This is a genomic window from Burkholderia sp. SRS-W-2-2016, assembly GCF_001931485.1.
In the GTDB taxonomy this organism is placed as follows: Bacteria; Pseudomonadota; Gammaproteobacteria; order Burkholderiales; family Burkholderiaceae; genus Paraburkholderia.
Genome location: NZ_MSDV01000073.1, coordinates 26687 through 49492, shown reverse-complemented (window position 1 = coordinate 49492; position 22806 = coordinate 26687). Strand labels below are relative to the sequence as shown.

Here is a 22806-nt window from a genome sequence, read left to right as displayed (position 1 = left end):
CTTGCGAACAGCGGTCGGACAACCGCGTTACATCGTCTTCCGGAACGGCGCCCCCGAGTGCTCGCGCAACTCGTTGAACACGATCTTCGGCCACGCCTTCTGCGCGACTTCGATCTCCGACACGTGTGAGGCCAGGTAGGTCGGCGCATCGGACGCGTCGAGCGCGATCCGTGCCGAATAGGAGTCGGTGAAGCGGCGCAGTTCGCCCGCATCGTCGCAGGTCACCCAACGCGACAAGCGATAACGCGCCGGCGCCATCCGCACGTCGACCTTGTACTCGGTCGACAGACGGTGCGACACCACTTCGAACTGCAGCTGACCGACCGCGCCGAGAATCATCAGGCCGCCGGCTTCCGGACGGAACACCTGAATCGCGCCTTCTTCGCCCAATTGCTTCAGCGCTTCGCCGAGCTGCTTCGCGCGCATCGGATCGACCACTTCGACGGTCTGGAAAATTTCCGGCGCGAAGAACGGCAGGCCGACGAATTGCAGCTGCTCGCCTTCGGTCAGCGTATCGCCCAGGCTCAGCGTGCCATGATTCGGAATCCCGATGATGTCGCCCGGGTACGCCTCGCTGACCGTCTCGCGACGCTGCGACAGGAACGTCACCACGTTGTTCGCGCGGAACGTCTTGTTCGACCGCGTAACCTTCACCGCCATGCCGCGCTCGAAACGCCCCGAGCACACGCGGATAAACGCGACGCGGTCGCGGTGCGCGAGGTCCATGTTGGCCTGCACCTTGAACACGACGCCGGTGAACTTCGACTCTTCCGGCAGCACCGGACGCTGCACCGTCATCCGCATCGACGGCGGCGGCGCGAGATCGACCAGCGCGTCGAGAATTTCCTTCACGCCGAAGTTATTGATCGCCGAGCCGAACAGCACCGGCGACTGCTGACCGGCGAGGAACTGCTCGCGATCGAACGCGGGCGTCGCGCCGCTGATCAGATCGATCTCTTCCTTCGCGCGCACCCAGGCGGAGCCGAAACGGCTCTCGCCGTCTTCGTTGCTCAGCGCATGCAGCGTTTCCACCGCGCCGCCGGCCGTATCCTGGCCCGCGCGGAACACCCGCACCTGATCGCGCTGGACGTCGTACACGCCCTGGAAATCCTTGCCCATGCCGATCGGCCACGTGAACGGCACCGCCGACACGCCCAGATGCTGTTCGATTTCGTCGAGCAGTTCGAGCGGCTCGCGCACTTCGCGGTCGAGCTTGTTGATGAAGGTGACGATCGGCGTCTTGCGGCTGCGGCAGACTTCGAGCAGCTTCAGCGTCTGCGCTTCGACACCGTTCGCGCCGTCGATCACCATCACCGCGGCGTCGACCGCGGTCAGCACGCGGTACGTGTCTTCCGAGAAGTCTTCGTGGCCCGGCGTGTCGAGCAGGTTGATCACGCAGTCGCCGTACTCGAACTGCATCACCGAGCTCGCGACCGAAATGCCGCGCTGCTTTTCGATCTCCATCCAGTCGGACGTCGCGTAGCGATTGCTCTTGCGGCCCTTCACGGTACCGGCGATCTGGATCGCGCCCGAGAACAGCAGCAGCTTTTCGGTCAGCGTGGTTTTACCCGCGTCCGGGTGGGAAATGACCGCGAAAGTGCGGCGGCGTTTGAGTTCGGAGACTGACATCGGGTCTGGCGATCACGGAAAGAGGTTCGGGCGGTTCCCGGCGGCCCTGGGCGGCCGGCATGCCGCGCGTGGCGCGGCGGCATCGGGCGGCGGGAGTCGGGCCGTTTCAGCATGCCCGCCGCGCCGGAAACGGCTTGCGGACAGGGCTCGAGCTTGGGTTCGACAGCACGGGAAACGCCAGCGCGGAATGGCGCAAGGTGCGAATGATACACGCGTGAGGCTAACGCCGGGGGAAAGCGGGCTGGGCGCGCCCGGCGGGAATCCGGCGCGGCGGCAAAGGTGAGTGTTTTCGGGACTTGCGGCGGCTAACGGTGACCGACGACGAAAGGTGAGGATCGCGAAGCGCCCGCATGCACCGGCTCACGCGCGCCGCGCATCGACGCCAACGCGGCAAATGCGGCGACAAAACTCTGCATGACTGACCAAGCCGCGCCGGCCGACCACCTGGAAACGCCCGCCGGCAAAGGCTGGCGCGGCTTTGCGGCGACACCCGCGCCGCCGCGCTCGCCGATCGCAGGCAACCCGCACGGCGGTGCGCGTCGCCACAAAACCTGGCTCACCGAAGCAAGCTCGCATACAGGGAATGCGGCGGCGAAGCAGGTCGTTCGCGTGACGCGGCCGCGCAAAGGTGAGCGTTTTCGGGACCAGCCAACGGTGCGGCGCAAACCGCGCCGGCCATCACTGACGGGGAGACGCCGCTCAACTTTCGATCAGAAAGCGCTCGCGGTTCTTCCCCACCAGCCACGCGGGCGAGCGGCCGCGCCCGCTCCACGTCTCGCCGGTCTTCGGATTGCGGTACTTGGCCACCGACGTCGACGCCGCCTTGCGCCGCGGCTTCGCCGCGCTGGTGAAGCCGAGTTCCTCGGCGGTCAGATCGTATTCGGCGACCTTCTGTTTGATGTCGGCGATAGCCTGCGCGATTTCCTTCTCGCGGGCCACTGCGACTTCTTTATGAAGTTTTTCGAGTTGCGCAGTCAACTGTTTGTACGAGGCCATGCCGGTTGCTCCCCCATCGGTTCGACGAACTGCGATGAATTGCTGTCCGGAGACTATCAGACGAATAATTCTCAGGATAGTGAATCGCGCGGCCAGTTGCATGCGCGGCGGATGGGCTCAAACGTCGATCGCATCGTAGACGCGGCGTTCGAAGTCGATCGCCATCGGGAACGGGTCGAGCGAGCGGCGCTGGATCAGCATCACGCCGATCAGATCCTCGACCGGGTCGGCGAACCAGCTGGTGCCGTACGCGCCTGGCCAGCCGAACGAGCCGAGCGAACGGTAGCCGAGCGGCAGTTGCTGGGCCGGATCGTCGACCACCGACAGCCCCAGGCCAAAGCCCTGCCCGGCCCAGATCACATGACCGAACGCGGGCAAACGGCGCTGGTCGCGCGACAGGAAATTGCTGCGCATCAGATCGACCGAGCGGTTCGACAGCAGACGCGTGCCGCCGACGCGCCCACGGCCGAGCAGCAGTTGCGCGAATTGCAGATAGTCTTCGGCGGTCGATACAAGCCCGCCGCCGCCGCTCTGGAAACGTCGCGGATTGGCCCAGCGGCTGGCGGCCGGATGATCTTCGACCACGCGTCGCCGAGTATTGGGATCGATGCCGTAAGCGGTGGCCAGTCGCGCAAGCTGCGTGTCGTGGACCCAGAACGCGGTATCGCGCATCCCGAGCGGCTCGAAAATGCGGGTGCGGAAAAACTCGCCGAGCGACATGCCACTGACGCGCTCGATCAGCACGCCGAGCACGTCGGTCGCGACGCCGTAATGCCAGCGCGCGCCGGGCTGGAACATCAGCGGCAACGCGGCGATCCGCGCGAGCCACGCGCTGTTGTCGCCGTTCGACTCGAAGCCGTTGAACGCGGCCGCGTACGCTTCGGCGAGCGGCCCCGTCGACGTGAAGTGATACGCGAAGCCCGCCCGATGCGTGAGTAGGTCGAGCACCGTGAGCGGCGTACGGACCGGGTCGGTGTCGTCGAGCGAGCCGTTCGGGTCGCGCAGCACGCGCGGCGCCGCGAGTTCGGGGAGCCACAGCGACACCGGCGTATCGAGCGCGAGGCGGTCTTCCTCGATCAGCATCATGATCGCGGCGCTCGTCACCGGCTTGGTCATCGACGCGATGCGAAACAGCGTGTCGCGCTCCATCGGCAATTGCGCGGCTTCGTCGCGCAGACCCAGCGGTTCGAAATAACCGGTCTCGCCGCGCCGCCATACCAGCGACACCACGCCCGCCACTTCGCCGCGCTCCACATAGCCTTGCATTGCATTGGTCAATGCGGCCAGCCGGCTCGCGGCAAATCCTGCAATCTGCATATAGGTCCCGTGTCAACGAAAGGAAAAAAGAAAACCGGGTGAGCGTCCGCTTCAGATGTCTTTAAACAAAAATTCATCCGTCCGCAGCGTACACGACGATATTCCCCATTGGCTGACCCGCAATGCCGGCATTCAGGCTTTCTGGCGTTTTTCCAATGCGCACAGCGCGGCATCCAGACGTTTGACCCGCGACGCCTGCGCCGGCACGATAACCGCGTCGGAAACCAGCTCGATACGGTTGCGCCAGTAAGACAGCGGAATTCGGTCCTCCGCCGAAATATGTGAAATGACCTGCTCCAGATGCCGGATGTCTCTTTCTAGCTGCTGATGATTCATTGCTTTCCCCGAATTCTATTGAATTAATTGCAAAGCAAAAATCGAAAGCATGAGCCGGCGTGGTGGCCTTCGTGGGCCATCTCGACGCTGCTCATGGAAGCGGAAAAAGCTTCCTGGTGGTCTCCCGCGCTAAAAGCAAACCGGCAAAATCTGCGTGCCGGGGTTAAATCGCCAACGGTTTAAAAAGAATACAGCCACCAAACTCGACGTTCCGTTAGCTGGCGCACCGACTTCGCTCAACGCTAAAAACCGACCAGAATTATTCGCCTGCGGGCCCGTAAACAGAATACGGCTTCGGGCGTACCGGCACCGGGACCGGATTAATCAATCCGCATGTTAAGCGGATCGGCGGATCGACATTACACGCATACGTTTATGACAGCCATGTGCGGATGCGGATAGCACGAGCGTGCCAATTGAACGGAAGAAGCGTGGATTGCGCGTTGGGCGGCGAATACGAGTCGAGTCGCGAACAACGGGACTCGAATTGCGGCGAAAAAAACGGCGGCTTTTTTAATTCGCGGCAATAAAAAAAGCGCTGGCATCGCACCGGCGCTTTATCAGCAAGCTTATCCGCGCGTTACCTCGCGGCCGCGCGGCAGGCGTAGATCAGGCTCAGCGTGCCGCCCTCACTGGACTGGCGCACGACGTCGTATGCGCCGTTGCAGTTCGCGCTGGCCTGCTCCGAACACGAGCTCGAACCGGCCGGGCATTGCACCAGCACGGTCGGGCGGCCGTCCGACAGGAACAGCGGCGCGCTGCTGCTGCAAGCGCCGAGCGCGAGCACCGCGCCGGCGGACAGCAGCAGGCTCGAGCGGCGCGCGAAGAAGGAAAGACTGCGTTTCATGGAAAGCCCCGATCACGTCTTGTTGTTCGATTGCGCGATTGTGCCACGCGGCCCTGGCGCTGCGTCAGTCGGGCGATGCAGCCGATACGGCCGATGCGCCCCGGCGCTCAAACGTCGATACCGTGGGCGGCGATCTTCTTATAGAGCGTCGCGCGGCCCATGCCGATCTGTTTCGCAGTGTCAATTACGCGGCCGCCGTTCGCGCGCAGCGCGTCGCTCAGGAAGCGCTTTTCGAAAGCGGCCATCGCGGCGTTCCATGTGACGGGGTCGGCGGAAGTGCCGACGTCCGTGCCGGTTACAGCCGAGCCCTGCGCTGGTGCTCCGGCTTGCAGCAAACGCCGCTCGCCGCCGCCACGCGCATCGTGCGACACAGTACCGCCGGGCTGTCCCGAGCCGATAAACGGCGCGAGCATCCGCGCATCGATGTACTCGCTGTCCGACAGCATCACCGCCCGCTCCAGCGTGTTGCGCAGCTCGCGCACGTTGCCCGGCCAGTGGTACGCGCACAGCAGCCGCAACGCGTCGTCGTGCAATTCGAAGTGCGCGCCGCCGCGGGCCTGCGCGGCGAGGTCCTCGAGCATCGCGTAGGCGAGCGCCTCGATGTCGGACGCGCGCTCGCGCAGCGCCGGCGCGTGGATCGTCAGCACGTTGAGCCGATAGAACAGGTCCGGGCGGAAGCGCCCGGCCGCGACCAGCGCCGGCAGATCGGCCGACGTCGCCGCGATGATCCGCACGTCCGCGCGCACTATCCGGTTCGAGCCGAGCGGCTCGAACTCCTTGTCCTGCAGCACGCGCAGCAGCTTGCCCTGCAACGCGAGCGGCATGTCGCCGATTTCGTCGAGAAACAGCGTGCCGCCGTTGGCCAGCTCGAACTTGCCGACCCGGCCCTTGCGATCCGCGCCGGTGTACGCGCCGGGCGCGGCGCCGAAGAACTCGACTTCGAGCAGCGTGTCGGGGATCGCGGCGACGTTCACGCTCACCAGCGGCTGATGCGCGCGCGCCGAGCCGCCGTGGATCGCATGCGCGAGCAGCTCCTTCCCGGTGCCGGTTTCGCCGAGCAGCAACACCGGCGCTTCGAGCTGCGCCGCCCGGCGCGCCTGGCGTTTCACTTCGAGACTCGCGGCGCTGGTGCCGACGAAACTGCCGAACGTGTAGCGCGCGCGCCGCGCCTGCGCGAGCGACTGGCGCGTCGCGATCAGCTCCTGTTGAAGCCGCGAGTACTGCGAAAAGAGCGGCGTCAGCGCTTTCAGTTCGTCGTAGAGCGCGAAGCCGACCGCGCCGACCGTCACGCCGGCGTCGTCCTTCAACGGCAGACGCGTGACGACCAGCGGCTCGCGATCCGTCTCCATGATGTCGAGCAGGATCGGCTTGCCGGTATGGACGACCTCGCGCATCAGGCTGTTCGGGATCACCGCCTCGCAGTCGCGGCCGATCGCCTGCTGCGGATCCGCGAAGCCGAAACGCGCCGCGTAGCGCTTGTTGATCCAGACCACGCGCGCATCGGCATCGACGATGAAGGTGCCTTCGCTGAAGTTCTCGAAGGTGCGAAACAGCGAATCCATCGCGCGGCGCAATACGTCGTTGTAGTTGGCGGGCAGGCCCGTCCAGTCGGTCATCATTCTGTCGCTGTCTCCGCTTATCGTTCTAAATGCCTGAGTCTCCATCGGTGGACGAATTTATCTCTAAATTGAGACAGGCAATAGGCCTTATCGATCATGACTTACCCTGGTTTTAGCCTTTCTTCAGCGCAATCGAGTCCCGCGTTGGAGACGCCTGGGTACAATCGGCCGCGCTGTTTTTAGGCACCGGCTGACGCTCCACGCTTATGCCATCGCGCTGCGCAAGCACAGCGCCCGGTGTGGCATGGAACCTGCGTTCTGTCCGCGCCACGCCGTCGCAGCACCGGGACGGCGCATATATGTAGAACAACCAGGTTTTGGAGACTCAATGTCCTTTCTCATCGTCGTCGCCGCTCTGGCGTTTCTGATGTTCGCCGCGTATCGCGGCTACAGCGTGATCCTGTTCGCGCCGATCGCGGCGCTCGCCGCCGTCCTGCTCACCGAACCCGCCGCGGTCGCGCCGGTGTTCACGAGCATCTTCATGGACAAGATGGTCGGCTTCGTGAAGCTGTACTTCCCGGTGTTTCTGCTCGGCGCGGTGTTCGGTAAGGTGATCGAACTATCGGGCTTCTCCGAGTCGATCGTCGCGGCCGCGATCCGCTATATCGGCCGCTCGCGCGCCAATGCGGTGATCGTCGCGGTGTGCGCGCTGCTCACCTACGGCGGCGTGTCGCTGTTCGTCGTCGTGTTCGCGGTCTATCCGTTCGCGGCCGAGCTGTATCGCCAGAGCAATATTCCGAAGCGGCTGATGCCCGGCGCGATCGCGCTCGGCGCGTTCTCGTTCACGATGGACTCGCTGCCCGGCACCCCGCAGATCCAGAACATCATCCCGACCACCTTCTTCAAGACGACCTCGTGGGCCGCGCCGACGCTCGGCGTGATCGGCTCGCTGTTCATCATCGTGGTCGGTCTGTCGTATCTGGAATGGCGCCGCCGCGCGGCGATGGCGAGCGGCGAAGGCTACGGCACCGACCTCGTCAACGAACCGGAACGCATCGAAGCGAAGGAACTGCCGCATCCGCTGCTGGCGGTCGCGCCGCTGATCGTGGTCGGCGTCTCGAACTTCCTGCTGACGCGCTGGATTCCGAGCTGGTACGGTCCGACTTTCACGATTACGCCGGATCTGCTGCCGGGGCTGCATGCGCCGATCGAAACCACCGTGAAGACCGTGGTCGCGATCTGGGCGGTGCAGGGCGCGCTGCTGCTCGGCATCGTGATGGTCGTCGTGACCGCGTTCCGGCGCGTGAGCCAGCGCTTCGCGGTCGGCACCAAGGCGGCGGTCGCGGGCGCGCTGCTCGCGTCGCTCAATACCGCGTCGGAATACGGCTTCGGCGGCGTGATCGCGGCGCTGCCGGGCTTTCTGGTCGTCAGCAACGCGCTGAAGAGCATTCCGAATCCGCTCGTCAACGCGGCCGTGTCGGTCAGCACGCTCGCGGGCATTACCGGGTCGGCGTCGGGCGGCATGAGCATCGCGCTCGCGGCGATGTCGGATCTGTTCATCAAGGGAGCGCAAGCCGCGCAGATTCCGCTCGAAGTGCTGCACCGGGTGGTCGCGATGGCGAGCGGCGGGATGGACACGCTGCCGCACAACGGCGCGGTGATCACGCTGCTGGCGGTGACCGGGCTCACGCACCGGCAGTCGTATCGCGACATCTTCGCGGTGACCGTGATCAAGACGTTGGCGGTGTTCTTCGTGATCGCGGTGTACTACGCGACGGGCCTGGTTTAATGACGCCGCCGCGCTCGCGTCGACTCGCTTTGACCCGCTTTGATCTGACAGATCGGCATTAGTCCCACCTCGACAACGCGCGCGCCGCGCACGAGGATAGGAACCGTCAGCGCCCAATCGTTGCAGGGCCGGCTGACCCGAGTAACAACGGCGTTTAATGGCCCGCCCTCTGGACGGGCCATTTTTTTGGGTTCGCCGGTGGTGCGTTCGTGCTTCATAAACGCGCGCGTAAGCGTGCGCGGACCGGGCGCGTCTACCCCGGCGATACGTCAGCAGCATGACAGACGGCCGTCGGCGACAGGTCATCGAGGGGCACGAAAAATGCATCCGAAACCGCGGGCAGTCGCGTTACACTGAGCATTCCGCCGGGCGAACCGCGCGGGGCAAGGACAGCCGCAAAAGACAGCCCGTCGCACTATCCGTACAATTGGTCGCTCAACCACGTAACAAGGACAACTTCGATGCGCATTACCGGGTCCTCCGGGTCAATGGCCCTGCTCTCCGAATACGACGACGCAACGGCGCGCGAACTCCGCACGCTGCGCCTCGAATCGACCGAAGACGGCAAAGGCATCCTGCTGATCGAAGTCGATGAGCGCAAGCCGGGCATCCATCGCGAAGTACGTTACGAAATCACGCCCGCCGAACTGATCGCCGCGATCCGCGCGCACGGCGCCGAATTGCCGGGCGAACAGCACAATCATCGCCAGTGAAAACAAACCCGCGGCGCCGCGCGAAAGCGTGAGTGCCGCGCGCATTACCGGCCAGTCCCGTTTCTTCCCTGTTGCCGCGCCGCCGACGCGCGGCATTGTTCGTTCTGGCCGCGTCGGCGCGTAGCGCTTGCCGGTTGTTTGTTCCGTTTGCGTCGCCAATCCGCGCTTTTTTCGCGGGATTCGGTACGCGTTACCTCGCCTGCTAAAAGGCCGCGCGTCGCTACGCAACGGGCCGCTTTTCGAGCCGTTTTGCACGTCTCGAAAATGCGTCCATAATCCTTGCATTCCCCTTTGCACTCCTTACCGCACCGCGCCCGCAAGGACCGCGGATGTAAACCGATGCTACATGACCTCGTCGAGCAATATGGACCGGCGCTCGTCTTCGTCAACGTACTGGCCGCCGCGCTCGGGCTGCCGGTGCCGGCCATGCCGTCGCTCGTGCTGTTCGGCGCGATGGCCGCGATGCACCCCGGCTCTGTCGGCACCCAGTTGATGCCGGTGCTGGTGCTGGCGATCTTTGCGACCCTGCTCGGCGACAGCGCGTGGTTTCTCGCCGGCCGCATCTACGGCGGCAATACGCTGAAAACGATCTGCCGGCTGTCGCTGTCGCGTGACACCTGCGTGAAGAAAACCGAACGCTTTTTCGGCCGCTGGGGCGTGCGCGTGCTGGCGGTCGCGAAGTTCGTGCCGGGGCTGTCGATCGTGTCGATCCCGATGGCCGGCGCAATGGGCACCCGCTACCGCACCTTCCTCACTTACGACGGCCTGGGCGCCGCGCTGTGGTCCGGCACCGGGCTGATCGTCGGCGCGCTGTTCGCGCGGCAGATCGACATGCTGTTCGCGATCGCCGGACGGCTCGGCCGCACCGCGGCGGTGGTCGTCGTCGGATTGCTGTTGCTGTATGCGGTGTACCGGTGGATCCGGCGCCGTCAGTTGATCGCGAAGCTCGCGTCCGCGCGCATCGAAATCGACGAACTCGCGACGCTTTACAAGGCCGGCCAGCCGCCGGTCGTGTTCGACATCCGCTCGGAGGAAAAGCGCAAGCTCGACCCGTTCGTGATTCCCGGCGCGCAATTCGCCGACGAACGGCAGCTCTCCGGCATCGTCGCCGCGTATCCGTCCGATCAGAAGCTGGTGATCTACTGCTCGTGTCCGAACGAGATTTCCGCCGCGTGGATGGCCAAGCAGCTGAGCGAGGCCGGCTTCTCCGACGTGTTGCCGCTGCGCGGCGGCATGGAGGCGTGGCGCGATTCGGGCAAGCCGGTCGATGCGCTGCCGGATGAGCCGGCGCCGGAAGTCGCGGTCGAGCACGGTGCGCCGAAGGCGGTTTAAACGCGGCCTCGGCGTGGTTGTTGCAGCCATGATGGCTTTGGGCGGCGTGTGCGCCCTCGGCAGCCGGAGCCGCTGAGCACCTTCGGCGGCCAAAGCGACCGGCCGCCCACCGGCAAACAAAGCAATTCAAAGCACGCGGTGCCGCTCCCCTAAAAGCGCCCGCGCGCCGTATCGCCTCCCGTTCAATCGTGCAATGAACATCGAAGGAGCGGTTCAATGCTTTCGACTCAGGACGTTTCGACTCAAGAGGTAGAAGGACAGCAGGGAGTTATTGCCGACGCGCCGTTTTCGTCGCTGTCGACGCGCATGCACCAGATGTTCCCCGCGCTCACCTGCGCGGAAATCGACCGGCTGCGCCGCTTCGGCGAGATCGGTCACTGGCGCTCCGGCGAGCTGCTGTTCGAGACCGGTCACCCCGGCCCCGGCATGTTCGTGCTGCTCGAAGGGCGCGTGAAGGTCTACCAGCGCGACGGCATCGGCCGCGAGGTGCTGATCGGCGAACATGGCGCCGGGCATTTTCTGGCCGAAGTCGGGCAGCTGTCCGGACGCCCGGCGCTGGTCAACGGGATGGCGATCGGCGCGGTCGAAGCGCTGCTGATTCCACCCGACCGACTGCGCGCGCTGATCGTCGCCGAAGCCGAACTCGGCGAGCGCATCATGCGCGCGCTGATTCTGCGGCGCGTGTCGCTGATCGAAAAAGGCGCGGGCGGCCCGATCCTGATCGGCAACAGCTTCGACGCGCGGCTCGTGATGCTGCAAGGCTTCCTGTCGCGCAACGGCCATCCGCATTCGGTGATCGACGAACGCGACGCCGACGCGCTGCGGCTGATCGAACAATTCGGCGCGCAGCCCGAGGACATGCCGCTCGTCGTCTGCCCGGACGGCTCGGTGCTGCGTCATCCGAGCATGCCGGAGCTCGCAACCAGTCTCGGCCTGCTGCCCGATCTCGACGACGCCTATGTGTACGACGTCGCGATCGTCGGCGCGGGACCCGCGGGCCTCGCCGCCGCGGTGTATGCGGCGTCCGAAGGTCTATCGGTGATCGTGCTCGACAGCCGCGCGCCCGGCGGCCAGGCGGGCGCCAGCTCGCGGATCGAAAACTACCTCGGCTTTCCGACCGGCATCTCCGGCCAGGCGCTGGCCGGCCGCGCGTTCGTGCAGGCGCAGAAATTCGGCGCGCACGTCGCGATTCCGGTCAACGTGAAGTCGCTGCAATGCGCGCAGTCGCCGTACCGGCTCGAACTGAAATGCGGCGGCCATATCTCCGCGCGCGCGATCGTGATCGCGAGCGGCGCGGTGTACCGCCGCCCGGCGCTCGACGGACTCGAGCGCTTCGATGGCCGCGGCGTCTATTACTGGGCGTCGCCGGTCGAAGCGAAGCTGTGCAAACGCCAGGAGGTCGTGCTGGTGGGCGGCGGCAATTCGGCCGGCCAGGCGATCGTCTATCTGGCGACGCACGCGGCCAAGGTCCACGTGCTGATCCGCCGCAGCGGTTTCGAAGCGACGATGTCGCGTTATCTGATCGACCGGATCCGTTCGCTGCCGAACGTGTTCGTGCATCCGCATTCGGAGATCGGCCGGCTCGATGCCGACGCGGACGGCCTCGCGTCGGTCGCGTTGAAACAGCCGCTGCCCGATGGTGTCGATCGCATCGACACGCGTCACCTGTTCCTGTTTACCGGCGCGGATCCGAACACCGAATGGCTGCGCACCTGCGGCGTGCAACTCGACCCGAAGGGCTTCGTGCTGACCGGCATCGGCGCGGTCGGCTCGGCGACGGCCTGCGATCTGGCGACCACCGTCGAAGGCGTGTACGCGATCGGCGATGCGCGCGCCGGTTCGACCAAGCGCGTCGCCGCGGCGGTGGGAGAAGGCGCGGCCGTGGTCGCGCAGATTCATCAGTTGCTGGCGGTGGCGAATGGGGAGGCGGTCGCGCTCGGCGCGTGATTCAGTGCAACGCCGCCCATGCGAGCGACAGCGAAAACACCCCCAGCACGATCGACGCGCCGCGCTGCACCTGCGCCGGTTCGAGCCAGCCGAGCCGGCCGCTGCCGAGCGCCGCGCCGAACGCGATCCACCCGAACGCGATCGGCGCCGCGAGGCCCGCGAAAATCAGCATCGAGAACAGATACGCGGGCCACTGCATGAACGCGACGGCCGGAAAAATCGTGCCGCCGAACAGCAGCGCTTTCGGATTGAGCAGCGTCGCGACGAACAGCGTGCGCAGATTGCCGGCGCGCTGCGTGGAACCGGGCAGCGCGACCGCCGCGCGCCACATCCCGACCGCGAGCCACGCGATATACAACGCCGCCGCGATCCGCAGCAGCGACGGCAACCACGGCCACGCATCGGCGACCCGCGCGAAGAAACGTCCCCACGCGGAGATCGCGATCAGGTAGCCGGTCAGTTCGGCGCCGATCAACGGCAGCGCGCGCCGCAAGCCATGGCGCAAACCCGCTGCCGCGAGCAGCGTGTTGGTCGGGCCGGGCGTCACCAGCACGACGACGACGCCGGCGGCCAGCAACGCAATCTGAGTCGCAGAGAGCATGAAAAAAGCGCACAGTGAATTCACACAGTGCGCTTTGTATCACAAGCGGCGCGAGGAACGCGCCGCCGCGGACCCGCGTATCGGCGGTCCGATCAGCGGCCCGATCAGTGGTCCAGTTTCGCGCGCAACTCGCGCGCGGCCTCCAGCAGTCCTTCGTAACCCGAGCGCGCGTGTTCCGGCAGATCGGGATCGCCGACCAGCGCGCCGAGTGTTTCGATCAGGCTGTACACAATGCCCTTCGCCGCGCCCGATGCAATCCCGCCCGACGACACCTGCTGATTGACGTGACTGAGCGCTGCGTCGAGTTGTTCGATTTCCGGGCGATCGCCGGAGGGCGGCTTGGGGGAAACGTCTTGCGTCATAGCGAACATCGCTCCTGTGAATGCATCGGTGCAACCACCGTGTCACGTTGTTATATACCGATCGCGCGCCGCCGTCCAATCGCCGCCGCGCGCATTCGGAGTGCATTCGAAGCGCATCCGGTGCGCTTCGATCACGGCGTCCAGCGATACATCAGAACCTTCGCGCGCGCGTCGTCCTCGACCAGCACCACGTACTCGCCGTTATCGCGCTGCACCGCGCTGATGCCGAGATACACGTCGACCCAGCCGCTGGTGCCGCCGACGCTCGCGCCCGGCGTCATGTAGCCGACCGCGCTGCCGTTGCGCGCGTCGTAGACGTCGATTCTGTTGGTGTACAGCTCCGCGACGAAGATGTAGTTGCCCGCGACCGCGACGCCGACCGTCGTGGTCTGCGGATCGCTTTGCGTATTCCACGGCAGCGCGATCGCGTACGTCTGGGTCGGCGTGCCGCTGCTCCAGTTGTCGTAGCGCGCGAGCACCGGGCCGGCCTCCTTCCAGTGCGTCGAGTCCCACGGAATCGCGCTGGTGAAACCGGACAGGTACATCGTGTCGGTCGCGGCGACGTAGACCAGCCGCGCGAGCCGCGTGAACGGCGCCGGCATCGCGAACATCGTCGAACTCGCGTACGTATAGATCGGATTGCCAACTGAATCGAGTCCCTGCAACGGCATTTCGCGGATGCCGCTCAGCGGCGTCGCGAGCCACACGTTGCCCGGTTCGTCGACCCACCAGAAACCGTTGCCGACCGTTGCGCCGGTCGACGGATTACCGCTGATCTCGCTCGCGTCGACCGTGCCGTTGCCATTGCCGTCGCGCCACAGCCATTCGCCGTAAGTCGGCTGCGCTGCCGGCCACGTGCCCGGCAGCGGATTCTGCGCAAGCAGCCCGGAAGGAATCGCGATCTCGCCTTGCGCACTGTCGAAGCGGTAGACGTTCAGGTAGTGCGCGCCCGGATCGAGCGTGTACAGAAAGCGCTGGCCGTTGAAGCGGCGCACCATCGGTTCGCCGCGCACGCCGCGCGGTTGGTGAAACGTGGGGTCGTCCGGATAGTTGAAGCGGTCGAGCGTGAACGCCGCGTACGACCATTCGCGGCCGGCCGGCTGGTTGTAGTCGAGCGTGAAGCGTTTCGAGCCGGTATAGACGGAGGCCGGCGAGGCCGGATCGAACGCGGCGCTGTCCACGAACGCGAGGCCGTACAGCCGCCAGTTGAGCACGCGGGTGCCGTACACATAGCTCTCCAGCACCGCGCCCTGCCCGACCGATGCCGAGCCGATCCCGCGCGGCCCTTCGCCGTTCTGCGCGACGTACAGATTGCCGGCCTGATCGACGCCGATCCCGGTGATGCCGTTGAAGCGCACGTCGCCCGTCACGCCGCGCACCGTGTGGAACAGGCCGTTGCGCGTGCCGAGCGCGGTGCCGGCCTGCAACTGGCCATTCGCATTCCTGTTGAACACCAGAATCTGCTGCGATACGCCGTTGTCGGCGACCAGCAGTTGGCCGGACGGGCTCACCGCGAGGTCGGCCGGCACCGTGCCTGTGGGCAGCGTCAGCGGACCGGCGAGCGCGCTGCCGTCGGCCGCGTAGTGCAGGATGCCGAGGTTGCCGGTCGCGACGCCGCTGATGATCCACAGCGTTGCATCCGTATCGATCGCGATGCGGCCCGGCGAATTCACGCTCCACGAGCGCAGCGGCGCCATCGACTGCGCGTCGTAGACGACGATGCGGTTGCCGTAGGTGTCGGCCACGTAGAGTTCGCTGTCCGTCGCGGCGAGGCCGCGAATGCCCGCGTCGGTGCCGGTCGCGACGGTCTGCACCGCGACGAAGCTGTTCTTCGTCGCGTTCGCGCTGTTGCCGATGCCGCCGCTGAACGGCGCGCCGTTCGCCGGATTCGCCAGCGTGCGGCGCGTGATGCCGTACCAGGTCTGATTGGCCGGCGGATAGTCGGCGCCGACCAGCGCGTTGCTCTGGTTGCCGATCGACATCGCCGCATACAGGTAGCTGCGATTGACCGCGACCGCGTCGCCGCCGGCCGCGCCCCAGCCGTGCGTCGAGCCGGCCACCGCGAGTTTGTCGCCGGCCCGGTACGCGGCGATTTCGCTGCCGCTTTCGTCCCACGGCGCATTGGTATAAACGGTGCCGTCGGCGCCGACGCTAATGGCCTGAATATCCTGCTGCATCCATTTACCGTCGCCAAAGCCGAAACTATTACCGATCCACGACGTCGTGTAATTCAGTTGGGATTGGGCGGTGGCATTCGGCGAAATCAGACTGTGAATTAGCACCACAGTCATGCCAAGACGGGAGAAAAGCTTCACGGCGGTCGTTCCTTGCAGGTATGCGCGGCGGCGGCACGAGTGCCGCCAATCGGCATACCTTGAAGTTGGCGTTTTATCCTCTCATATAAAAATAGTAAATTTATTGAAGAAAAAATCGTATTGGACTGGATTCGATTAAATTAATCCTTATCGCATAGCATTACGTTTCTCACCGGAACTTTCCGATTACGCCGACGGTAAAAGCGGCTCCCGGAAAGTCTCACCGGTGGCAAATCCGGTTGCTATTTCTGGCTCCCGTAAATACTCACCGTTGAGCGATTCGCGTGGGGGCGCCGAGATGCTAGTTATTGCAGCGCCATCGCCAGCACGCGCGCCACATGGATCGTGTCGACGCCCGCTCCATCGTGAATCTGATGCCGGCAGCTGGTGCCGTCGGCGACCATCAGCGTATCGGCGTCGAGCTTGCGCACCGCGGGCAGCAGCGACAACTCAGCCATCGCCTGCGAGGTCGCATAGTGCTCGGCTTCGTAGCCGAAGCTGCCGGCCATCCCGCAGCACGACGATTCGACCGTCGCTACGTTCAACTGAGGAATCCACTTGAGCACGGTCTGCACCGGCGTGAAGGCATCGAACGCTTTCTGATGGCAGTGGCCATGCACGAGCGCCTGCTGCATCGGCAGCGGTTTCAACGCCAGTTGCAGGCGTCCGGCCTGTTGCTCGCGCACCAGGAATTCCTCGAAGAGAAACGCTTGCTGCGAAAGCCGACGTGCTTCGTCGCCGAAACCGTATTGCAGGAATTCGTCGCGCAACGACAGCAGGCACGACGGTTCGAGTCCGACCACCGGCACCCCGCGTTCTACATACGGCTTGAACAGATCGAGCATGCGCCGCGCTTCCTGCTTCGCCTGATCGACCATGCCGGCCGCGAGAAACGTGCGGCCGCAACACACCGGCCGTTCGCCGCCGCGTACGTTGAAGTGCACGGTGTAGCCGGCGGCTTCGAGCACCTGTTGCGCGGCGCGGGCGTTGTCGGGTTCGAAGTGGTTGTTGAAGGTGTCGACGAACAGCAGCACTTCCTTGAGTGCGGCGGTTTGCGTCTTCGCCTGCCCCGCGCTTCGTTCTGTCTTCTCGGCGGCGGCCGCCGCCTCGGCCAGAAACGCTTTCTTGAAGCGCGGCAAACTGCGCTCCTCAGCGAATCCGACCGACCGCTTGAACCATGCCGATAACACCGGCACGTTATCGGCCAGCGCGAACAGCCCCGGCATCCGGCTCGCCGCGCCCGCATAACGCGGCATGAATGCGACCAGCTTGTCGCGCAAGCGCACTCCATGCGTTTTTACGCGCGCCGCCCGCGCCTCGATCTTGAACTTCGCCATATCGACGCCGGTCGGGCAATCGCGCTTGCAGCCCTTGCACGACACGCACAAATCGAGCGTGTCCTTCACGTCGTCGCTTGCGAGACCGCCCGCGCCGAGTTGCCCCGAAATCGCGAGCCGCAGCGTGTTCGCGCGGCCGCGCGTCAGATGCTGCTCGTCCTTCGTCACGCGATAGCTCGGGCACATCGTGCCGGCGTCGAACTTGCGGCAATGGCCGTTGTTGTTGCACATCTCGACCGCTTTCGCGAGGCCGCCGCTCAGATCGCCGCCGCTGCCCGGCGCGCTTTCCTTGCCGCTCAGCGGATCGCGTTCGACGTTCCACGCGGACCAGTCGAGCGCGGTGTCGATGCGCTGCTCGCGATAGCCGGGTGGAAAGCGGAAGTTGCGCGCGTCGTCCATCTTCGGCGGCCGCACGATCTTGTCGGGATTGAAGCGATTGTCCGGATCGAACAACGCCTTGATTTCGCCGAACGCCTCGTTCAGGCGCGGTCCGTATTGCCACGCGACCCATTCGCCGCGGCACAGACCGTCGCCGTGCTCGCCCGAATACGCGCCCTTGTATTCGCGCACCAGCGCCGCCGCTTCTTCGGCGATTGCGCGCATCTTCTTCGCGCCGTCGCGGCGCATGTCGAGAATCGGTCGCACGTGCAGCGTGCCGACGCTCGCATGCGCGTACCAGGTGCCCTCGGTGCCGTGGCGATGAAACACCTCCGTCAGGCGGTTCGTGTATTCGTCCAGATGTTCGAGCGGCACCGCGCAATCTTCGATGAACGACACCGGCTTGCCGTCGCCCTTCATGCTCATCATGATGTTGAGCCCGGCCTTGCGCACTTCCCACAGCGCTTTTTGCGCGCTCGCGTCGGGCATCTCCACCACCGAATCCGGCAGACCGAGTTCGCCCATTAGTTCGGTTAGCTGATTGAGCGACGCCAGCTGCGCGTCGCGGTCCTCGCCTGCGAATTCGACCAGCAGGATTGCTTTGGGCTTGCCGACCAGCGCCTTTTCGATCACCGGCCGGAACGCCGGATTGCTCAGCGCGAGATCGATCATCGTGCGATCGACCAGTTCGACCGCGACCGGCTTCAGTTCGACGATGTGCCGCGTGAGCGCCATCGCCTGCCGGAAGGTCGGGAAGTTGACCACGCCGAGCGTCTTGTGCGCGGGCAGCGGCGCGAGCCTCAGCGTGATCTGCCGGCTGAACGCGAGCGTGCCTTCGGAGCCGACCAGCAGATGCGCAAGGTTCGCGCTGCCATCGTCGGTATAGGCGCGCGGATTCTGGCAGTCGAACAGATCGAGGTTATAGCCGGCCACGCGGCGCAGCACCTTCGGCACCTGTCTGACGATCTCGTCGCGCTCGCGCTGCGCAATGCGCGTGACGCCGGCGACGATCTGCTGCAAGCGTGCCCCTTGCGGTGGCTCTTTAAGCGATGCGAAACGCGCCTCGCTGCCGTCGGCGAGGATCGCGTCGATCGCATCGACGTTGTGGACCATGTTGCCGTATTCGATCGAGCGCGAGCCGCACGAGTTGTTGCCGGCCATCCCGCCGAGCGTGCATTGCGCCGCCGTCGATACATCGACCGGAAACCACAGCCCATGCGGTTTCAACCACGCGTTCAGGTGATCGAGCACGACGCCGGGCTCGACCGTGACCGTGCGCGCGTCGGCATCGAACGCGACAATGTTGTTCAGCCATTTGCTGGTGTCGATCACCAGCGCTTCGCCGACCGTCTGCCCGCACTGGCTGGTGCCCGCGCCGCGCGCGAGCAGCGGCACTTTCTCGCTACGGGCGATTTCCAGCGCGATGCGCAGATCGTCCTGATCGCGCGGCACCACGACACCGATTGGCGTGACCTGGTAGATCGACGCATCGGTCGCGTAACGGCCGCGGCTCGCGAGATCGAACAGCACGTCGCCGCGCAACGCTTTGCGCAGTTGCTGCGCGAGCGGGCTCGTCATGCGCGCGGCGGACGGCACCAGATGGATCGGCTTGACGAGCAAACCGGAGGTGGGGTTCGTCATATCGTCGGCCCTGTCGGAAGCCGCCGGCACCGCGCGGCTCGGGGTGGCTCGGAGTGGTTAGTACAACGTCACACTGACCGGCGCGAGCCCTTCGATATGCCCGCTGGCCGTGCCCGCGTCGCGCGGGAAAAACATTCCGGTGTACGAACCGGCGGTCACGACCATTTCCGGTGTGACTGCAATACCGCGCGAGGTGGCGTGATTGACGAGCCACGGCAGCAGCCTGCGCGGATCGCCGGCCGGATTCGCGGGCGTCGTGTCGACGACGTCCTGACCGTCGAAGTTGAAGCGCAACGACGGCGCGACGAACGGAAAGTCGTCGCGATACGGCGTGAATTCGCCGACGATCAACGCGCCGTGATTTTGTAAATCCGCGAGTTGCGCGAGTTTGTCGACGTCGGGCCACGTCGCATAGCGGCTCGCGACGATCTCGATGGTCGCGCCGATCGAGCCGATCGCCGCGAGCACTTCGTCGTCGCTGTACGGTGTACTCGACGCCTCGAAGCGCCGCCCGAAACGGAACGCGACTTCGAGTTCGAGGCCCAGCGGTTTGAAGCCGTCACGCGAGATTCGCGCGCCGCCCGGATGCAGATCGCTCGCCGGCAACGGCGCGCCCTGAATCGGGCCGCTCGCGGACTTCGCGCCGATCTTCCAGCCGCCGATGCGGCCGCCGTTCACGCGCAGGATCTCGTGCTGGATCGCGTAGGCCGCATCGGCATCGGCGGGAATCTGCGCGGGCGGCAATGTATCGAGCGTCGCGCGGCGAGTGCGAGCCTCGGCAAGACTCTGGCCCAGCGATGACGTGATCGACGCATTCATTTGGACACCTCCATCCGGGCCGCCACGTGCGCGCTGTCCTTATCTTTATCCGCATCCGATCCACCGAGTTCGAAGCGGCTCTCCGGCTGCATCCGGAACGCGAGCACGACGCCGATCCCCATCAACAGCATGCTGCCGACGAACGGCAAATCCCAGTTGCCCGAATAGTCGATCAGGAAACCGCCCATCACCGGCGAGATGATCGCAGCCAGCGCCGAGCCGGTGTTCATCATCCCGCTCGCGGTGCCGGAGAAGTCCGGCGCGATGTCCATCGGAATCGCCCACATCGGGCCGATCGTCATCTCGGCGAAGAAGAAGCCCGACGCGAGACACGCGATCGACAGATACAGGTTGTGCGTGAACATCAGCGGAATCAGCGACAGCAGACAGAACAGCATGCACACCGACACCATCCAGCTGCGCGCGCGCTTCAGGCTGCCGGTGCGTTTGAAAATCGCATCGGTGACAAGGCCGCCGAGCGTGTCGCCGAGCACGCCGGCGAAGAACACGACCGACGCGAAGATCGCCGACTTCTGCAATTGCAGATGATGGTTGTGCAGGAAGTACAGCGGAATCCAGCTGAGAAACAGCCAAAGCGTCCAGCCGTAGCAGAAGTAGACGATCGTGACCGGGGCCATCCGGCGAAACAGCTTGCCCCACGGCAGACCGCTGAGCTTCGGCTTCGGCGCGGGCAGCATCGCGAGTTCTTCGGCGGTGATGCGCGGGTGATCCTTCGGATGCTCGGTGAACGTGAACGCCCACACGACGACCCACAGCAGACTCAGCGCGCCGCAGATATAGAACGATTCGCGCCAGCCCCAGTTCGCCATCACCAGCACGATCAACGCGGGCGCGACCGCATTGCCGACCCGCGACGCCGCGTGCGTGATGCCCTGCGCGAAGCCGCGTTTTTCTTTCGCGACCCAGCGCGACATCGCCGAGGTCGCGGCCGGGAACGTCGCGCCTTCGCCGAAACCGAGCACGAGACGCGCGATGAGCAGCGAAGCGAGACCGCCGGCGAGACCCGTGAAGATCGTCGCGAGACCCCAGACCGCGCCGCACAGCAGCAGCGTGCGCTTCGCGCCGAAGCGGTCGCTGACCCAGCCGCCGATCACCTGAAACAGCAGATACGGATACGCGAAGGCCGAGAACACGAGGCCGACCTGCGTATGGGTGAGATTGAATTCCTTGCCGAAACCGGCGGCCGCGGTGCTGACGTTCACGCGGTCGAGGTAGGTGATGAAGTACATGATGCAGAGCATCACTAGAACGATACTGGTTGCACTGGTCAATCGAAACCGCTTCATCGTCTCTCTCCATGGCATGTGTCGACGGCACGGCTGAAGTGACGCGCCTCGTCGTCGCCCGGCGCCGGCGAGGGCCGGCGCGGACGCATTGCATGTTGTTTAGGACCACGTTCTATGCGCGGTTCGATGAGGGAAACGCTCCCTGGTGATGCGGGCTGCTGGCTGCTGGCTGCTGCGAGATATTGATTTGCTGTGCTGAACGCGCTGGCGACGCCCAGCGCGTTTCTTTGCGCTCTCAGGCCGCCGCCTTCAATCCCGGCGCGGCGGGTGCCTGGCTCAGCCACTCCATCGCGGCCGGCATGCCGCTGTCTTTCAGCGCCACGCCCGCGAGCCGCAGACCCATCTCGCAGCCGGCGAGCGTCGCGAGCAGCATCAGGTCGTTGCAGTCGCCGAGATGGCCGATGCGGAACATGCGGCCTTTCATCTTGCCGAGGCCCGTGCCGAGCGACATGTCGAAGCGTTCGTAGATCAGCTTGCGCACCGCGTCGGCATCGACGCCGTCGGGCATCATCACGCCGGTCAGCACCGGGCTATAGACGGCGGGATCGGCGCATTGAATGTCGAGCCCCCACGCGCGCACCGCGCGGCGCGTCGCTTCGGCCAGCCGCTCGTGACGCGCGAACACGTTGTCGAGCCCTTCGCCGAGGATCATCTCGATCGCCTCGTGCAACCCGTACAGCAGATTCGTGTTCGGCGTGTACGGCCAATAGCCGGTTTTGTTCATCTCGACGATTTCCGCCCAGTCCCAGAAGCTGCGCGGCAGCTTCGCGTGCTGGCTGGCGGCCAGCGCTTTCGGCGAGATCGCGTTGAAGCTGATGCCGGGCGGCAGCATCAAACCCTTTTGCGAACCCGACACGGTCACGTCGACGCCCCATTCGTCGTGACGGTAATCCGCGCACGCCAGACCCGAGATCGTGTCGACCAGCAGCAGCGCCGGGTGGCCGGCTGCATCGATCGCGCGGCGCACCGCGGCGATGTCGGACGTGACGCCGGTGGAGGTTTCGTTGTGCACCACGCAGACCGCCTTGATCGCGTGCTGCGTGTCGGCGCGCAGGCGCTCCTCGATCATTTGCGGCTGCACGCCGCGCCGCCAGCCTTCGATACCTGGCAGTCCGAGGAACTCCGGTTTCAGGCCGAGCTTGTCGGCCATCTTTTTCCACAGCGTCGCGAAGTGGCCGGTCTCGAACATCAGCACGTGGTCGCCGGGGCTCAGCGTGTTCGACAGCGCCGCTTCCCATGCGCCCGTGCCGGACGCCGGATAGATCACGACCGGCTGCTGCGTCTTGAAGATTTTCTTGATGCCGTCGAGCACAGTGAGGCCGAGTTCGCCGAACTCAGGGCCGCGGTGGTCGATGGTCGGATAGCTCATCGCGCGGAGGATCCGGTCGGGCACCGGACTCGGCCCGGGGATCTGCAGGAAGTGACGGCCGGCGGGATGGAAATCGAGCTTCAGCATTGAACTCCTCCGATTGAATTTTGCATTCAAAAAACTATATCAGACGAAGTTCGCCGATCCCAAGGTGAAAATTGGCTGTGCGGGCCGGTGTTTACCCGCGTATTTCCCGTGATTAACTAATGGTG

General features: G+C 65.1%; 17 protein-coding genes. 4 read left to right on the top strand and 13 right to left on the bottom strand.

The genetic code is table 11. The features are described 5' to 3' along the window. Window positions 1-27 precede the first annotated feature (27 nt). The 6 genes from BTH42_RS30155 to BTH42_RS30130 form a co-directional block, all read right to left on the bottom strand. Window positions 28-1629 carry a peptide chain release factor 3 gene (locus BTH42_RS30155; RefSeq protein ID WP_075304838.1) on the bottom strand — a complete coding sequence of 534 codons (1602 nt, stop codon included), beginning with the start codon at window positions 1627-1629 and terminating at the stop codon, window positions 28-30. Window positions 1630-2328: 699 nt separating this feature from the next. Beyond that, complete coding sequence (locus BTH42_RS30150; protein WP_075304837.1) at window positions 2329-2625, bottom strand: H-NS family nucleoid-associated regulatory protein; 297 nt, start codon at window positions 2623-2625, stop codon at window positions 2329-2331. A gap of 117 nt (window positions 2626-2742) precedes the next feature. Beyond that, window positions 2743-3942 (bottom strand): serine hydrolase, encoded by a 1200-nt coding sequence (locus BTH42_RS30145; protein ID WP_075304836.1) that lies wholly within the window; start codon window positions 3940-3942, stop codon window positions 2743-2745. A gap of 132 nt (window positions 3943-4074) precedes the next feature. Next, window positions 4075-4278: a hypothetical protein gene (locus BTH42_RS30140; protein ID WP_075304835.1), complete on the bottom strand. Its 204-nt coding sequence runs from the start codon at window positions 4276-4278 to the stop codon at window positions 4075-4077. 580 nt (window positions 4279-4858) lie between these two features. Further along, window positions 4859-5125, bottom strand: a complete 267-nt coding sequence (locus tag BTH42_RS30135; RefSeq protein ID WP_075304834.1) for a hypothetical protein — start codon at window positions 5123-5125, stop codon at window positions 4859-4861. 107 nt (window positions 5126-5232) lie between these two features. Next, a complete protein-coding gene (locus BTH42_RS30130) occupies window positions 5233-6744 on the bottom strand; it encodes a sigma-54-dependent Fis family transcriptional regulator (protein ID WP_075304833.1) in 1512 nt (503 codons plus the stop codon). A gap of 328 nt (window positions 6745-7072) precedes the next feature. Here BTH42_RS30130 and BTH42_RS30125 point away from each other — a divergent pair, with 328 nt between their 5' ends. From BTH42_RS30125 to BTH42_RS30110, 4 genes are all read left to right on the top strand, one after another. Next, window positions 7073-8473 (top strand): GntP family permease, encoded by a 1401-nt coding sequence (locus BTH42_RS30125; protein WP_075304832.1) that lies wholly within the window; start codon window positions 7073-7075, stop codon window positions 8471-8473. Window positions 8474-8934: 461 nt separating this feature from the next. Beyond that, complete coding sequence (locus tag BTH42_RS30120) at window positions 8935-9186, top strand: hypothetical protein (RefSeq protein WP_075304831.1); 252 nt, start codon at window positions 8935-8937, stop codon at window positions 9184-9186. Between the two features lie 339 nt (window positions 9187-9525). Beyond that, window positions 9526-10518, top strand: a complete 993-nt coding sequence (locus tag BTH42_RS30115; protein WP_075304830.1) for a DedA family protein/thiosulfate sulfurtransferase GlpE — start codon at window positions 9526-9528, stop codon at window positions 10516-10518. 216 nt (window positions 10519-10734) lie between these two features. Next, window positions 10735-12465 carry a cyclic nucleotide-binding domain-containing thioredoxin-disulfide reductase gene (locus BTH42_RS30110; RefSeq protein ID WP_075304829.1) on the top strand — a complete coding sequence of 577 codons (1731 nt, stop codon included), beginning with the start codon at window positions 10735-10737 and terminating at the stop codon, window positions 12463-12465. A 1-nt stretch (window position 12466) separates the two neighbouring features. On the opposite strand, the gene BTH42_RS30105 is transcribed toward BTH42_RS30110, so the two are convergent. From BTH42_RS30105 to BTH42_RS30075, 7 genes are all read right to left on the bottom strand, one after another. Then, window positions 12467-13066 carry a LysE family translocator gene (locus BTH42_RS30105; protein ID WP_075304828.1) on the bottom strand — a complete coding sequence of 200 codons (600 nt, stop codon included), beginning with the start codon at window positions 13064-13066 and terminating at the stop codon, window positions 12467-12469. A gap of 104 nt (window positions 13067-13170) precedes the next feature. Then, window positions 13171-13428 (bottom strand): hypothetical protein, encoded by a 258-nt coding sequence (locus BTH42_RS30100; RefSeq protein ID WP_075304827.1) that lies wholly within the window; start codon window positions 13426-13428, stop codon window positions 13171-13173. 131 nt (window positions 13429-13559) lie between these two features. Further along, window positions 13560-15719, bottom strand: coding sequence for a hypothetical protein (locus BTH42_RS30095; RefSeq protein WP_372237298.1), 2160 nt, complete (start codon window positions 15717-15719; stop codon window positions 13560-13562). 329 nt (window positions 15720-16048) lie between these two features. Next, on the bottom strand, window positions 16049-19099 hold the full coding sequence (locus BTH42_RS30090) for an FAD-binding and (Fe-S)-binding domain-containing protein (protein WP_075304825.1): 3051 nt from the start codon (window positions 19097-19099) through the stop codon (window positions 16049-16051). A 57-nt stretch (window positions 19100-19156) separates the two neighbouring features. Then, on the bottom strand, window positions 19157-19918 hold the full coding sequence (locus tag BTH42_RS30085) for a 2-keto-4-pentenoate hydratase (protein WP_178392265.1): 762 nt from the start codon (window positions 19916-19918) through the stop codon (window positions 19157-19159). Next, entirely contained in the window at window positions 19915-21225 is a 1311-nt protein-coding gene (locus BTH42_RS30080; protein ID WP_075304824.1) for an MFS transporter, read from the bottom strand. Before BTH42_RS30080 ends, BTH42_RS30085 begins: the two co-directional genes overlap by 4 nt. A 235-nt stretch (window positions 21226-21460) precedes the next feature. Further along, window positions 21461-22681: an alanine--glyoxylate aminotransferase family protein gene (locus BTH42_RS30075; protein WP_075304823.1), complete on the bottom strand. Its 1221-nt coding sequence runs from the start codon at window positions 22679-22681 to the stop codon at window positions 21461-21463. Window positions 22682-22806 lie beyond the last annotated feature (125 nt).

What these genes read in the sequence shown, in the direction of transcription:
- BTH42_RS30115 (WP_075304830.1), top strand. Translation starts at nt 9,526, where the DNA reads ATGCTACATGACCTCGTCGAGCAATATGGACCGGCGCTCGTCTTCGTC.
- BTH42_RS30125 (WP_075304832.1), top strand. Translation starts at nt 7,073, where the DNA reads ATGTCCTTTCTCATCGTCGTCGCCGCTCTGGCGTTTCTGATGTTCGCC.
- BTH42_RS30110 (WP_075304829.1), top strand. Translation starts at nt 10,735, where the DNA reads ATGCTTTCGACTCAGGACGTTTCGACTCAAGAGGTAGAAGGACAGCAG.
- BTH42_RS30080 (WP_075304824.1), bottom strand. Translation starts at nt 21,225, where the DNA reads ATGAAGCGGTTTCGATTGACCAGTGCAACCAGTATCGTTCTAGTGATG.
- BTH42_RS30155 (WP_075304838.1), bottom strand. Translation starts at nt 1,629, where the DNA reads ATGTCAGTCTCCGAACTCAAACGCCGCCGCACTTTCGCGGTCATTTCC.
- BTH42_RS30090 (WP_075304825.1), bottom strand. Translation starts at nt 19,099, where the DNA reads ATGACGAACCCCACCTCCGGTTTGCTCGTCAAGCCGATCCATCTGGTG.
- BTH42_RS30140 (WP_075304835.1), bottom strand. Translation starts at nt 4,278, where the DNA reads ATGAATCATCAGCAGCTAGAAAGAGACATCCGGCATCTGGAGCAGGTC.
- BTH42_RS30120 (WP_075304831.1), top strand. Translation starts at nt 8,935, where the DNA reads ATGCGCATTACCGGGTCCTCCGGGTCAATGGCCCTGCTCTCCGAATAC.
- BTH42_RS30130 (WP_075304833.1), bottom strand. Translation starts at nt 6,744, where the DNA reads ATGATGACCGACTGGACGGGCCTGCCCGCCAACTACAACGACGTATTG.
- BTH42_RS30100 (WP_075304827.1), bottom strand. Translation starts at nt 13,428, where the DNA reads ATGACGCAAGACGTTTCCCCCAAGCCGCCCTCCGGCGATCGCCCGGAA.
- BTH42_RS30135 (WP_075304834.1), bottom strand. Translation starts at nt 5,125, where the DNA reads ATGAAACGCAGTCTTTCCTTCTTCGCGCGCCGCTCGAGCCTGCTGCTG.
- BTH42_RS30095 (WP_372237298.1), bottom strand. Translation starts at nt 15,719, where the DNA reads ATGACTGTGGTGCTAATTCACAGTCTGATTTCGCCGAATGCCACCGCC.
- BTH42_RS30085 (WP_178392265.1), bottom strand. Translation starts at nt 19,918, where the DNA reads ATGAATGCGTCGATCACGTCATCGCTGGGCCAGAGTCTTGCCGAGGCT.
- BTH42_RS30145 (WP_075304836.1), bottom strand. Translation starts at nt 3,942, where the DNA reads ATGCAGATTGCAGGATTTGCCGCGAGCCGGCTGGCCGCATTGACCAAT.
- BTH42_RS30105 (WP_075304828.1), bottom strand. Translation starts at nt 13,066, where the DNA reads ATGCTCTCTGCGACTCAGATTGCGTTGCTGGCCGCCGGCGTCGTCGTC.
- BTH42_RS30150 (WP_075304837.1), bottom strand. Translation starts at nt 2,625, where the DNA reads ATGGCCTCGTACAAACAGTTGACTGCGCAACTCGAAAAACTTCATAAA.
- BTH42_RS30075 (WP_075304823.1), bottom strand. Translation starts at nt 22,681, where the DNA reads ATGCTGAAGCTCGATTTCCATCCCGCCGGCCGTCACTTCCTGCAGATC.